This is a genomic window from Mariniflexile sp. TRM1-10 (assembly GCF_003425985.1).
In the GTDB taxonomy this organism is placed as follows: Bacteria; Bacteroidota; Bacteroidia; order Flavobacteriales; family Flavobacteriaceae; genus Mariniflexile.
The window spans coordinates 1,723,524-1,737,162 of the sequence record NZ_CP022985.1 but is presented as its reverse complement, the minus strand read 5'-3'; the positions used below and the strand labels follow the sequence as shown (position 1 = coordinate 1,737,162).

General features: G+C 32.3%; 11 protein-coding genes. 7 read left to right on the top strand and 4 right to left on the bottom strand.

Translation table 11 applies throughout. From position 1 onward, the window contains the following. Window positions 1-55 precede the first annotated feature (55 nt). From CJ739_RS07500 to CJ739_RS07485, 4 genes are all read left to right on the top strand, one after another. The gene (locus tag CJ739_RS07500; RefSeq protein WP_117173954.1) at window positions 56-2,059 is read left to right on the top strand and encodes a glutamine--tRNA ligase/YqeY domain fusion protein; all 2,004 of its coding nucleotides are present in this window, start codon (window positions 56-58) and stop codon (window positions 2,057-2,059) included. Between the two features lie 92 nt (window positions 2,060-2,151). Continuing rightward, window positions 2,152-2,637 carry a DUF1761 domain-containing protein gene (locus CJ739_RS07495; protein ID WP_117173952.1) on the top strand — a complete coding sequence of 162 codons (486 nt, stop codon included), beginning with the start codon at window positions 2,152-2,154 and terminating at the stop codon, window positions 2,635-2,637. A gap of 68 nt (window positions 2,638-2,705) precedes the next feature. Beyond that, window positions 2,706-3,866, top strand: a complete 1,161-nt coding sequence (locus tag CJ739_RS07490; RefSeq protein WP_236951624.1) for a GNAT family N-acetyltransferase — start codon at window positions 2,706-2,708, stop codon at window positions 3,864-3,866. An 86-nt stretch (window positions 3,867-3,952) separates the two neighbouring features. After that, the gene (locus CJ739_RS07485; protein ID WP_117173950.1) at window positions 3,953-4,153 is read left to right on the top strand and encodes a hypothetical protein; all 201 of its coding nucleotides are present in this window, start codon (window positions 3,953-3,955) and stop codon (window positions 4,151-4,153) included. A gap of 53 nt (window positions 4,154-4,206) precedes the next feature. Here the strand turns inward: CJ739_RS07485 and CJ739_RS07480 are convergent, their stop codons facing one another. Continuing rightward, the gene (locus CJ739_RS07480; protein WP_117173948.1) at window positions 4,207-5,127 is read right to left on the bottom strand and encodes an SPFH domain-containing protein; all 921 of its coding nucleotides are present in this window, start codon (window positions 5,125-5,127) and stop codon (window positions 4,207-4,209) included. A gap of 246 nt (window positions 5,128-5,373) precedes the next feature. Here CJ739_RS07480 and CJ739_RS07475 point away from each other — a divergent pair, with 246 nt between their 5' ends. Beyond that, the gene (locus CJ739_RS07475; protein ID WP_117173946.1) at window positions 5,374-6,057 is read left to right on the top strand and encodes a hypothetical protein; all 684 of its coding nucleotides are present in this window, start codon (window positions 5,374-5,376) and stop codon (window positions 6,055-6,057) included. A gap of 93 nt (window positions 6,058-6,150) precedes the next feature. On the opposite strand, the gene CJ739_RS07470 is transcribed toward CJ739_RS07475, so the two are convergent. The 3 genes from CJ739_RS07470 to gltX all read right to left on the bottom strand — a co-directional run bounded on the left by CJ739_RS07470 (window position 6,151) and on the right by gltX (window position 9,758). Next, window positions 6,151-6,870 carry a glycosyltransferase family 2 protein gene (locus tag CJ739_RS07470; protein WP_117173943.1) on the bottom strand — a complete coding sequence of 240 codons (720 nt, stop codon included), beginning with the start codon at window positions 6,868-6,870 and terminating at the stop codon, window positions 6,151-6,153. A 167-nt stretch (window positions 6,871-7,037) separates the two neighbouring features. After that, on the bottom strand, window positions 7,038-8,099 hold the full coding sequence (locus CJ739_RS07465; RefSeq protein WP_117173941.1) for a hypothetical protein: 1,062 nt from the start codon (window positions 8,097-8,099) through the stop codon (window positions 7,038-7,040). A 147-nt stretch (window positions 8,100-8,246) separates the two neighbouring features. Further along, window positions 8,247-9,758, bottom strand: coding sequence for a glutamate--tRNA ligase (gene gltX, locus CJ739_RS07460; protein WP_117173939.1), 1,512 nt, complete (start codon window positions 9,756-9,758; stop codon window positions 8,247-8,249). Between the two features lie 90 nt (window positions 9,759-9,848). Between gltX and CJ739_RS07455 the strand changes: the two genes are divergently transcribed. Together CJ739_RS07455 and ybeY are read left to right on the top strand one after the other, a co-directional pair. Continuing rightward, window positions 9,849-13,232 carry a cytochrome c oxidase subunit 3 family protein gene (locus CJ739_RS07455; protein ID WP_117173937.1) on the top strand — a complete coding sequence of 1,128 codons (3,384 nt, stop codon included), beginning with the start codon at window positions 9,849-9,851 and terminating at the stop codon, window positions 13,230-13,232. Further along, window positions 13,225-13,635: an rRNA maturation RNase YbeY gene (ybeY, locus tag CJ739_RS07450; RefSeq protein ID WP_117173935.1), complete on the top strand. Its 411-nt coding sequence runs from the start codon at window positions 13,225-13,227 to the stop codon at window positions 13,633-13,635. Before CJ739_RS07455 ends, ybeY begins: the two co-directional genes overlap by 8 nt. Window positions 13,636-13,639 lie beyond the last annotated feature (4 nt).

The window sequence follows — 13,639 nt, the reverse complement described above, 5'->3', positions numbered from 1 at the left end:
AATTACCTAATTTTACACAATATTTTTGTTTAATTACCTATTGCGATACATTTTTATGTCTGAAGAAAGAAAACCACTTAACTTTTTAGAGCAAATTATAGAAGAAGATTTGGCTAATGGTATGCCAAAAGACAAATTACGTTTTCGTTTTCCGCCAGAACCAAATGGCTATTTACACATTGGACATACAAAAGCTATTGGTATTAGTTTCGGTTTGGGCGAAAAATACAACGCGCCTGTAAATCTTCGTTTTGATGATACCAACCCCGCAAAGGAAGAGCAAGAATATGTAGATGCCATTAAAGAAGATGTATCTTGGTTAGGGTATAAGTGGGATAAAGAATTATTTTCTTCTGATTATTTTCAACAGTTATATGATTGGGCCGTTTTATTTATAAAAGAAGGGAAGGCCTATGTAGATTCGCAATCTAGCGAAGCTATGGCAGAGCAAAAAGGAACTCCAACACAACCTGGAGTTGATGGTCCTTACAGAAATAGAAGTGTCACAGAAAATTTAGATTTATTTGAACGCATGAAAGCGGGTGAATTTGAAGAAGGTGAACATATTTTACGAGCCAAAATAGATATGCAACACCCAAACATGCTTATGCGTGACCCTATTATGTACCGTATTTTAAAGAAGTATCATCATAGAACGGGTAACGATTGGTGTATTTACCCTATGTACGATTGGACACATGGTGAAAGCGATTATATTGAGCAAATTTCACATTCGTTATGTTCGTTAGAGTTTAAGCCTCATAGAGAACTCTACGATTGGTTTTTAGACCAAGTAATAGATCCTAATTTAGTAAGACCTAAACAACGTGAGTTTGCACGTTTAAATTTAAGTTACACCATTATGAGTAAGCGCAAGCTACTTAAATTGGTTGAAGATGGTATAGTAAAAGGATGGGACGACCCACGTATGCCAACCATTTCGGGATTACGTCGCAGAGGTTATACACCGAACGCTTTAAGAAAGTTTGTTGAAACCGTTGGGGTTGCCAAGCGTGATAATGTTATTGATGTATCACTTTTAGAATTTTGTATTCGTGAAGACTTAAACAAAACAGCACCACGGGTTATGGCTGTTTTAGATCCTGTAAAACTGGTTATTACAAATTATCCAGAAGAAAAAGAGGAGTGGTTAGATGCTGAAAACAATCCAGAAGATGAGAGCGCAGGATTTAGAAAAGTACCTTTTTCACGTGAGTTATATATTGAAAAAGAAGACTTTAAAGAAGAATCTGGCAGTAAGTTTTTTAGATTAAAACTAGGTGGTGAAGTGCGTCTTAAAAATGCCTACATAGTAAAAGCAGAATCTGTTGTAAAAGACGCAAATGGAAACATTACGGAAATACATGGTACCTATTCTGAAGATACATCTAAAAAAGTAAAAGGCACGTTGCATTGGGTATCTATTAAACATGCCATAAAAGCTGAAGTTAGAGAATACGACCGGTTATTTATGGACGAAGCTCCAGACAGCCATGAGGATAAAGATTTTATGGAATTTTTAAATCCAAATTCCCTAAAAACAATCGATGCTTTTGTTGAACCTAGTTTATTAAATGCTAAAGTAGGTGAACGGTTTCAGTTTCAACGATTAGGTTATTTTAATGTGGATGCCGATTCGTCTTCTAATAAACTCATATTCAATAAAACGGTTGGATTGCGAGATACTTGGGCAAAACAAGAAACGGCTCATAAAGCTGAAAATAAACCTGTTCAACAGAATAGTTCCAATACACAGCTACAACGCAAAGCCATTGATGTTGTTCAGCAATTAGGAAAGAAATACACCAATTTACCAGAAGCAAAACAACTTAAAGCAAAGGCAGAAATTCAAGAATTAGCTAAAAATGTGAGTTATGATGAATTGCAACCACTTTTTAACACCGCAGCAAAGAAAGTAGGTACACGTATTGCTGTTATGATTGTTTTAGGTGTTTTAGTTAAAAACGGGTTAGAAAAAAATGCAGAAGTGAATGATTTTATTAGTAAAGCTCTAGAAGATTCCAACGCTATTTTGGTTGAAGAAGCTAAAGCAGTTTAGTTGTTTTTTCAAGTCACTTAGACAGTCTCTTAAAATGAATTACTTATTGTTATTTTAATTATATTTATAAACTAACTTTAACTAAAATAATTATGGATTTTTTAAACCTTGGCGCAATTCTAGTTGCAGCGGTTTCTGCACTGGTTATTGGATTTATTTGGTACAACCCTAAAGTCTTTGGTACGGCTTGGATGCAAGCTGCCAACATGACCGAAGAAAACATGAAAGGTGCTAATATGGCTAAAATTTTTGGTTTAGCTCTGCTTTTTGCCTTTTTATTAGCCACAGCACTACCTGGATTAGTTGTTCATCAAATGGGGGCATTAAGTTTGGTAGGTGGTGATCCTGCAAATGCCTTACCATCTTATGAAGCTTTTATGTTAGATTATTCAGAATCTTTTAGAACCTTTAAGCATGGTGTTTTACATGGTGTTATAGCAGGTATTTTTATTGCCTTGCCTATTTTGGGCACCAACGCTTTATTTGAACGCAAAAGCGCGAAGTATATCCTTATAAATACAGGTTATTGGATAGTAACACTTGGTATCATGGGAGGCATCATTTGTGCTTGGAAATAATAATTTGTAAACTTTTAACATATACAAAGACTGAAGTGTTTTAACTTCGGTCTTTTTTATTCTATACGTTGAAATCATTTCAAGTTTATCATTCTGTTGCAAACCTTCCCAATTCATGGGACAGCATCGTTATGCATGATATTTTTTTGCAATCTTCTTATCTAAAAGCGCTTGAAGAAGCATCGCCCAATAACATTCAATTTTTTTATGTTGGAATTTTTGATGAAAATAGATTAGTAGGAGTAGCTATCATACAACGGGTGCAATTGTATCTAAAAGACATGTTTAGAACCATTAATGTTTCTTGTTTAAAAGGGTTTTTTCGTGATGTTGTTTCAAAAATATTAAAAGGAAATATTTTAGTAGTCGGTAACTTAACGCATACAGGCCAACATGGGGTGTTTTTTCAAAAGAAAAATATATCCCATACGGCTTATTTGAATTTGATTTATGAGGCTTTAGAAGCGATTAAAAACAACATTAAAGCCAATCAAAACAAAACCATACGAGCCGTAATGTTTAAAGATTATTTTTTAGATGATACCATTCATTTAGAAACCGATTTTTTCAACAATCATAAATTACATAAAGTTAAGGTACAACCCAATATGATTTTGAAGCTACAACCGAATTGGTTAAACTTTAACGATTACGTATCTTCATTAAACAAAAAGTACAAAAGACGCTATAAAACGGCCAGAACTAAATTGAATAGTATAGAAGAATGCTCAGAATTAAGTTTAGAAGCCGTTAAAGCTCATTCTAAAAGCTTACACGTGCTTTATTTAAATGTTTCTAACAATGCTAAGTTTAATACGTTTATACTACCAGAAAACCATTTTTACAATTTAAAGCTTGAGTTGCAAGATAATTTTAGGGTTTTTGGATATTATTTGAACGACGAACTTATTGGTTTTTTTACTTTAATAGTGAATGAAAAACACCTTGAAACTTATTTTTTGGGGTATGATGAAGCACACCAATATAAAAATCAGTTATACTTAAATATGCTTTACAGTATGTTGGAATTTGGGATTGATAATCATTTTAAGACAGTGGTTTATGCTCGAACCGCTATGGAAATTAAAAGTTCGGTTGGCGCTAAACCCGTACCTATGGTAGTTTATATAAAACACACCAATGGTTTAATAAATGCAGTATTAAAACAGGTGTTTAAGTTAATGAACCCCAAACAAAATTGGCAAGAACGCCATCCGTTTATAACTTAAAACTTATAGAACACAAATAATTTTTTATAACTCATTTTATTTTAGTAATTTAAGTTTTCATTTTATTAAAATGAGTTATAAAAAACATGAAGGCCGAACTACTTTTAAAAATATCAAATATTACCCTGGAAATTGAAACAAATTATCCTGAATTATATCAATATTTAGATGAAAATCCTCTTACGATTCCAGATGAAGATAATTTAAATGTTGATGATGAATCATTAAGGAATTATTTAGAAACCCTAAGAACTATACTTAAAAAATATAAAGAAGAACACCCATAAAAAAGCCTCATAAATTAAATATTTATGAGGCTTTGTGGTCTTTTTATATAAAGTTATTCTTTCTTCTTTTTACTAGCTTTCATGGCTTCACCAATTTGGTTGCTAGCTGTAAAACTGGCCACCATATCGTTTAGCATTTGACTTCCTGCTTGTGGTGAATTTGGTAGTAAAATAAGATTACTATTCGTTTCGCTACCAATGGCTTGCAACGTATCATAATGTTGGGTAACTACAATTAAAGCAGATGCTTCTTGACTGTTAATACCAACACGATTTAAAACATCTACAGATTCTTCCAAACCACGTGCAATTTCACGACGTTGGTCGGCAATACCTTGACCTTGTAAACGCTTGCTTTCAGCTTCCGCTTTTGCTTTTTCAACGATTAAAATACGTGCTGCATCTCCTTCATATTGTGCTGCTGTTTTTTCTCTATCTGCAGCATTAATGCGGTTCATGGCTGCTTTTACTTGTGCATCGGGATCAATATCGGTTACAAGGGTTTTAATAATGTCAAAACCATAATCAAGCATGGCATCGTTAAGCTCTGCTTTTACCGCTAATGCGATATCGTCTTTTTTCACAAACACGTCATCTAATTTCATTTTTGGCACTTCGGCACGTACCACATCAAATACATAACTGGTAATTTGATCGTGTGGATAATCCAATTTATAAAATGCATCGTAAACCTTTTGGGTTAAAACACGATATTGTACAGATACTTTAAGTCGCACAAACACATCGTCTAAAGTTTTGGTTTCAATAATAACATCCAATTGCTGAATTTTTAAGCTTAATCTGCCAGCTACTTTATCGACTAATGGAATTTTTAATTGTAAACCAGACTGTCGAATCACTTGGAACTTACCGAAACGCTCAATGATGGCTGCGGTTTGTTGTTTAACAATAAAGAAGGACGAAATTAAAATAACGAGTCCTAAGAAAATAAATGGGTAAACTAAAAAGCTCATAATATTTTTTTGATTAAAAATGGTTAGATAATGATACTTACTAAATTAAGAGACTGTTTAAGTTTTATCCTTTGGCTCTTTTATGTGCCTTTTTCCGCCATACATCAGCTATTTTTCGGTCCATAGCTATGGCTATGAATCTCAAAATACCTTGGTCTGACAAAAAAATACCCTATAAAACATTCCAAAAACAAAATTTAAACAGTCTCTGAGTTATATTTGTTTTTTGTTAAGCCTAAAGATACAATGAAAAAAACTCAATTTGCCTTATTAGTAGTTATTATACTATGTTTTGTTACAAAAAATTTTGCACAAAAAAGAAATCACAGAATTACTAACGGAATAAGTATCACTGGAGCCATTACCAAATTTGATATTGCAACCACCAATTTTACTACTAAACAAGGTGATGGTTTTTTAGGCGGCTTTAGCGCAACAGTTGATATTCCCCATAAATGGTACAATGTGAGTTTTGGTATGCAACTTTCTGAAAGCACTATGGGCATTTCTGCAAGACCGGACGCTGTTGTTGCTAACAGTGAGTTTATTGACTATAAATTATTTGCAGCTCAAGTCGCCATATTGGGACACATTAAAGTAATTCCAGATTATTTTACCATAGATTTAGGACCCATGCTTCAATATAACAGTAAGTTGGAGTTAAAAGATAAAACCAAGGAAAGCTATTTTGTTGATAATTACAGCAATTTAATGACTAAAGACATTACCGATATTTCCCAATTTAATTTTAACGGCGCTATTGGTGCATCAGTAGGGTTGAAGTTTATTAAATTGAAAGCGCAATATATTTATGGCTTTACAAATATTTTGAAAAAACTTGAAAACCAAAATTTAGATACTGCAGGTGGTGATGCCCGATTTAAAGGCAACCAGAATATGCTGGTTTTGGGTGCTGTGGTTTCGTTTTAGAGGAATACTTTAAATGATGTTTCTTGAAGTTTTAACGACCTTTTGAAGGAGAAGTACGAGTAGTTTATTCCTTGTATTTATTTAGGTTTTTCTTTAAAAATTAAATCTATACTTAAAAATACACCAAATAGCTTTAAAGCCATCTTTCCATCCTATTTTTTTTCCTTCTTCATATGTTCTTCCATAATAGCTAATTCCAACTTCATAAATTCTTATTCCTTTTATTTTCGAAATTTTAGCAGTTATTTCAGGTTCAAATCCAAATCTATTTTCTTTAAGTTTAATTTTTTTTATTATTTCTGTTCGAAACATTTTATAACATGTTTCCATATCTGTTAAATTTAAATTTGTAAACATATTTGACAAAAAAGTCAGAAACTTATTTCCTATAGTATGCCAGAAAAATAAAACTCTATGCGGTTTACTTCCCATAAATCTTGAACCATAAACTACATCAGCAAAGTCCATAATGATAGGTTTAAGTAAATCATTATATTCTTGAGGGTCATATTCTAAATCGGCATCTTGAATCACTAGAAATTCACCTGTTGCCATATTAATTCCAGTGTGTAATGCTGCTCCTTTTCCTTTATTAATTTTGTGTTCGAAATAGGTTATTGGTAAAGTAGAATTACTTTGGAGATATCTATGAATAGCCCCTTTAGTATCATCTGAAGAACAGTCGTTTATTATAATAAGTTCTTTTTCTATTTTATTTATAAGTTCAACTTCTTTTATTTTATCTAAAATTTTATGAATTGTATTTTCTTCATTATAGACAGGTATTATTATAGATAGTTTATTTATGTTCATTTAATAGTTTAAGCGTTTTTTTAATTAAGTACAATGCAAATATTTCTGGTTCAATGATTTTTAATTAAGCCTCTTATAATTTTAAATTGTATTGAAAAGCGATATGCTTCTCCATGGTTAGAAAGTAAGATTAAAAACCTTTATAGGACGCTTCTTTTAATTCTTTTTTATACTAATCTGTAATTTTTATTTTTTGCCATATATGATGATATTAAATTTTCACATATAAGTGAAAACCAAATAGCAATTACTGGTGTAGCAATGTAAAACATTCTAGCTAATTCTACAGATAATAAAGCATGAATTAAAACAACAAATAAAAATATAACCATGTAAAAAGTTGTTTTTTGTTTTAATAAGATTCTTGTACTTTTTTTAAATAGAAAAATGAATAAGATCCCCCACAAACCACATATTGAAATTATTTCATAAACACCATGAAAAGAAAATAGTCGTTTTAAGGAAATAGAAATATTGTTCATGTGGTTAAAAGCGTTATCTAATCCTAATCCAGATATTGGTTTGCTATGCATATCTAAATAATATCTGAATGAGAAAACGATTAGTGCAGATATTGTAAATAATAGAACTTGTTTCCATTTATTTATTGATGAGAAGAAAAATATTATAGGGGCAATAAATATAAATGATTCTTTAGCCCAAGGACCAATAAATATAGTCAAAATTATTAGTTTTGAATTTTTTGTTTTTATGCCAAGTATTGTAGCTGCTATAATAATCAGATACAGGCTATCAACCATTGGAGTTCCTGCAAGGTATGATGTCCATCTACAAGTAAGGACGCTTAATAGCCCAATAATTGCAGGTAGAAGAGATGCACCAAATTCTTTACATAGCTTATATATAAGCATACCAAAAATAGACATAAATATACAGTTTACAATAAGGAAGCTAAAGCACATTGAGAAATCAGGTCCAGGGAAAGTATTGGGCGCTAAAATGTTGAATAGTCCTCCGAATGTGTAATTAATTCCAGATGCTAAAAAAGGAATTATAACTCTATATTTTCGTGTGATACTTTGTTCAAAGTTAAATTCGGCAAGCCCTAGATATGTTCCAATGTCAGGATTTGCAACTGTATCATAATCATAAGAATCAAATAAAGCAAAAGCAGGGCCAAAAATTATAGCGAAACAAAACAGAAATACTATAAGGTTATTAACCCACATTTTTTTTTGAAGACTTAAAAAATTTATTTTATAACTCATGAGAAATTAGTTATGTTTTAATGTTTGATTAAATAAAGTAATAATTTAGCGAAGCTATTTTTTTTAATAAATCAATTAGCTTTAATAAAAAAACCTCCATATATTACTATGAAAAGGCTTTGTAAAAACATTATATTAAGGTTATAATTATAATGTTTTTACAATATTCTCAATACGTTTAACCGTTTCATTCTTTCCAATCATATACATAATATCAAACACATCAGGGCCTTGTAAAGCGCCTACTAATGCTAAACGCAATGGCATCATAACTTTTCCAAAGCTAATATCATTAGAGGTTATCCAACCTTTTATGTTTGTTTGAAGGTTTTCTACAGTAAAATCTTCAATGGTATTTATAATAGATATAACATGAGTCATAATGTCTTTAGTATCGTCTTTAAGCGCTTTTTTAAAGGCCTTTTCATCATACGAGGTTGGTGCCGTAAAAAAGAAGGAACTTAACTCCCAAAAATCAGATATAAACGTAGCCCGTTCTTTAATTATTCCAACGACAAGAGAAATGTAGTTTACATCAATTTCCTTCAATTCAGTATGTTGCTTTTTGAAAGCTTCAGCTAAATCATCATTAGCCTCTTCTTGCATATAATGATGGTTAAACCATTTAATTTTATCGGGGTCAAAACGCGCGCCAGCTTTATGAACACGTTCTAATTCAAAAGCAGAAACTAATTCATCTAAATTAAAAATTTCTTGTTCTGTTCCAGGATTCCAGCCTAAAAAAGCCAAGAAATTAATCATAGCATCTGGGAAGTAACCATCTTCTTTATAACCTCTAGAAACTTCATGGGTTGTTGGGTCTGTCCATTTTAAAGGGAACACAGGAAACCCTAATTTATCACCATCACGTTTGCTTAATTTACCTTTTCCGGTAGGTTTTAAAATAAGCGGTAAGTGTGCAAACTCCGGTGTTTCCCAACCAAAAGCTTTGTATAGTTGATAATGCAACGCCAAAGACGGCAGCCATTCTTCACCACGAATGACGTGGGTGATTTCCATTAAATGGTCGTCAACAATATTCGCTAAATGGTAGGTTGGCATGCCATCGCTTTTAAACAGCACCTTATCATCTAAAATATTCGTATCAATTTTAATATCACCTCGAATAATATCCATTAAGTGTAAAGTTTCGTCTTGTGGAGATTTAAAACGTATCACATAATCATCGCCCGCATCTAACTTTGCCTGTACGTCTTCTGAACTAAGCGATAACGAATTGCTTAATTTTAAGCGGTTATGCCAGTTGTAAATAAAAGTTTTTCCTTTAGCTTCATGATCTTTTCTATGATAATCCAAAGCTTCAGCAGTATCAAAAGCATAATAAGCATTCCCACTAGCAATCAGTTTATCGGCATATTGTTTGTACAAATGTTTACGTTCGCTTTGTCGGTAAGGACCAAAGGTTTCGTTTTTATTTGGTCCTTCATCAAAAGGAATTCCACACCAGTTTAAGGCATCAATAATGTATTGTTCGGCACCTTCAACATAACGATTTTGATCAGTATCTTCAATTCTTAAAATAAAAGTACCCTGATGTTTTTTAGCAAATAAATAGTTGAATAACGCCGTACGAACACCACCAATATGTAGTGGTCCTGTTGGGCTAGGTGCAAAACGCACACGAACTTTTTTGGTCATGTTTTGTAAATTTGTGGCAAAGATACAATTAACACATTATTATAAACACTGTACTAAATAAAATTGTAGTTTAGTAAGTTAATTATAGAGATGCAAAGCAGTTTTAAAAACATACAGACCAAACTAGAGGCTTTTATTAGGCGTTATTACACCAATGAATTGCTTAAAGGCACTATTTTATTTTTCGCTATCGGAGTTTTATATTTTTTATTCACTTTGTTTGTTGAACATGTTTTGTGGCTTAATACATCAGCAAGAACCATCTTGTTTTGGCTATTTGTTTTGGTTGAACTGGCGTTGTTTGCCAAGTTTATTTTTATGCCGTTAGCGAAGCTTTTTAAACTTCAAAAGGGGATAAATTATGAAGACGCTTCAAGGATAATAGGGCAGCATTTTCCCGAAGTGAATGATAAGTTGTTGAATGTATTGCAATTACATCAAAACCCAGCTCAATCTGAATTACTTCTAGCAAGCATCGAACAAAAATCTTTAGAGTTAAGCCCGATTCCTTTTAAGCTTGCTATAAATTTTAAGAAGAATGTTCAGTATTTAAAATATGCTGCCATTCCTGTTCTAATCCTTTTGTTGACTTTTCTATTTGGTAAAACCGATTGGTTTAGTCATAGTTTAGATCGTGTGGTACACTTTAAAACGGCATACGAACCACCCGCACCGTTTCAGTTTTTTGTGGTTAATGACCATTTAAATGCCATAGAAAACAAAGACTTCAAATTGATAGTTAAAACAGCAGGCGATGTTATTCCGGAAAACGCTGAAATACGTTATAACAATGAAACCTATTTTTTAAAGCAAACAGGAATAGGAGCGTTTGAATATGTGTTTCCACAACCTAAAGAACCAATCGAATTTCAACTAAGCTCCAACAATGTCACTTCCAAACCTTACACCGTTGATGTTGTTGAAGTTCCTTCATTGTTAAGTTTCGAAATGTTGTTAGATTATCCAAATTACACGAAAAAGAAAGATGAAACTTTAAAAAGTACAGGAAATGCTGTTGTTCCAGAAGGCACCCATATTACATGGCGACTTAATACAAAATCGACCGATAAGGTTCAGTTATTTGCTAAAGACACCATTCATTTTTCATCTGTTAAAGAAAATCTTTTTGAAACTTCCAAACGTGTGTATAATAATTTAGCCTATAGCCTTAGTACCAGTAACAAAAACCTTAAAGATTACGAAACCTTAGCGTTTAATTTGAATGTTGTTAAAGATGAATTTCCAAACATCAATCTAAAAGTAAAAACAGATAGTTTGGATTTGCAAACACTTTATTTCTATGGGCGAATAAGCGACGATTACGGTTTTAGTAAATTACAGTTAGTTTATTATCCTACTGAAGACGAATCGAAAAAGAAAGCCGAAACAATTTCCATAACGAATTCCAATGTAGCAGAGTTTATCACAGCATTTCCTAACAACTTAAGCATAGAGGCAGGTATTTCTTATGAATTATACTTTCAAGTATTTGATAATGATGAAGTTAACAAGTATAAAAGTGCCAAAAGTAATATTTTTAGTTATAGAAAGCGTACTAAAGAGGAAGAAGTCACAAAACAATTGAATGCACAGAGTGAATCCATTAAAGATTTGAATAAATCGTTAAAGAAATTTGATGAGCAAGAGAAGCAATTAGAACAATTATCTAAAACGCAAAAAGAAAAGTCGAACCTTAATTTTAATGATAAAAAGAAACTAGAATCATTTTTACAGCGCCAAAAGCAGCAAGATGAAATGATGAAAAATTTCAACAAAAAACTTAAAGATAATTTAGAAGATTTTCAAAAAGAAAATAAAGAAGAAAATACATTTAAAGAAGATTTAAAAAAGCGTTTAGGTGAAAATGAAGAACAACTAAAACAAGATGAAAAGCTTTTAGAAGAATTACAAAAACTTCAAGATAAAATTAACAAAGAAGAACTCACCCAAAAGTTGGATGAGTTAGCAAAACAAAACAAAAACAAGAAACGTAGTCTAGAGCAGTTATTAGAATTAACTAAGCGTTTTTACGTTGAGAAAAAGTTAGACAAACTTAAAGATGATTTAGAAAAACTTGCTAACGAACAAGAGAAATTATCTAATCAATCTGAAGAGAAAAACACAAAGGAAAAGCAAGATGAATTAAATAAAAGCTTTGAAGAATTTCAAAAGCAGTTAGATGATTTAAAGAAAGAAGGCAAAGAATTAAAAAAGCCCATTGAGATTCCCCAAGATAAGTTAGAAGAGAATGACATTAAGAAAGAGCAACAAAAGGCATCTGAGGAATTAGAGAAAAAGGAGCAAGCCCCAGACAAGAGCCAAAATCAAAAAAATGCTCAGAAGAGTCAGAAGAAAGCTGCTCAAAAAATGAAGAAGTTAAGCCAACAAATGCAAAGTGCTATGCAAGCAGGTGGTGGGGAACAATTGCAAGAAGACGTTGAAATGTTAAGACAAATTTTGGATAATTTAGTGCTTTTCTCATTCGATCAAGAAAAGCTAATGAAGCGTTTTCAAACCATTGAAGAGAACCACAATCAGTATGCGTCACTTCTAAAAAAACAAAATAGTTTAAGACAACATTTCGAGCATGTAGATGATAGTTTGTTTTCCTTGTCGCTTCGACAACCTAAACTTTCCGAAGAGGTTAATAAGCAAATCACAGAGGTGTATTATAACATAGATAAAGCTTTAGAGTTATTTGCCGAAAATCAAAAATACAAAGGTGTTTCCAATCAACAATTCACCATCACTGCGGCTAATAATTTGGCAAATTTCTTAAGTGATGTTTTAGATAACATGCAAGAAAACCTGAGTATGTCTATGGGACAAGGCAGCGAAGGCGATATGCAACTTCCAGATGTTATTATGAGTCAGGAACAGCTTAATAAAATGATGGAGGAAGGCATGAAAAAAGGCAAGGAAGGAAAGCCAAAAGATGAAGGAGAAGGGCAAAAAGAAGGTAATAAAGGAAAAGAAGGAGACAAAGGAAAAAATGGCAAGAAGCAAGGGAATGATAAAAACGGCAGCAAAAGTGGAGGTGAAGGAGAAGGCAACAGTGAAGACATGAATGGCTTGTTATATCAAATTTACCAGCAACAACAAGCGTTAAGAAATGCGTTGGAAGACAAACTTGCCAAAGAAGGCAAATCGGGTAACGCTTCTTCATTAATTAGAAAGATGGAAGAAGTTGAATTGGATTTATTGAACAAAGGATTTACCAATCAAACCCTTCAAAAAATGTTGGATTTAAAACATCAATTAATGAAGATGGAGAACGCTACGTTCCAGCAAGGAGAGGATAATAAGAGAGAGTCCAAAACCAATAAGGATGATTATAGCAACAATCCCAACAATCAAATTCCAACAGCTAAGCAATATTTTAATACGACTGAAATATTGAATAAACAAATACTACCTTTGCAGCCAGTTTACAAAAAGAAAGTTCAAGAGTATTTTAAACAAAACGATGATTAATTTTAATTACGAAACTGTATTTTCATTAGACAATGAGAAGCAATTATCTGAATGGATTGAAGGGGTTATTTCCGAGGAAGGATGTCAACTTGAAGAGGTCAATTATATCTTTTGTGACGATGCTTATTTGCATAAATTGAATGTAGAGTTTCTTAATCACGATACCCTAACCGATATTATCAGCTTTGATTATTCGGTCGGAAAAAATATACAGGGAGATATTTTTATATCTGTAGAAAGAGTGGAAGATAATGCCAATGATTTCAACGTGTCAGTTAATGAAGAACTACAGCGCGTGATGGTTCACGGCGTGTTACATTATTGTGGCTACAAGGACAAGACCGATAGTGATGCGAAGCTGATGCGAGAAAAAGAAAACCACTACTTAAATCAACTTGTTTGATATT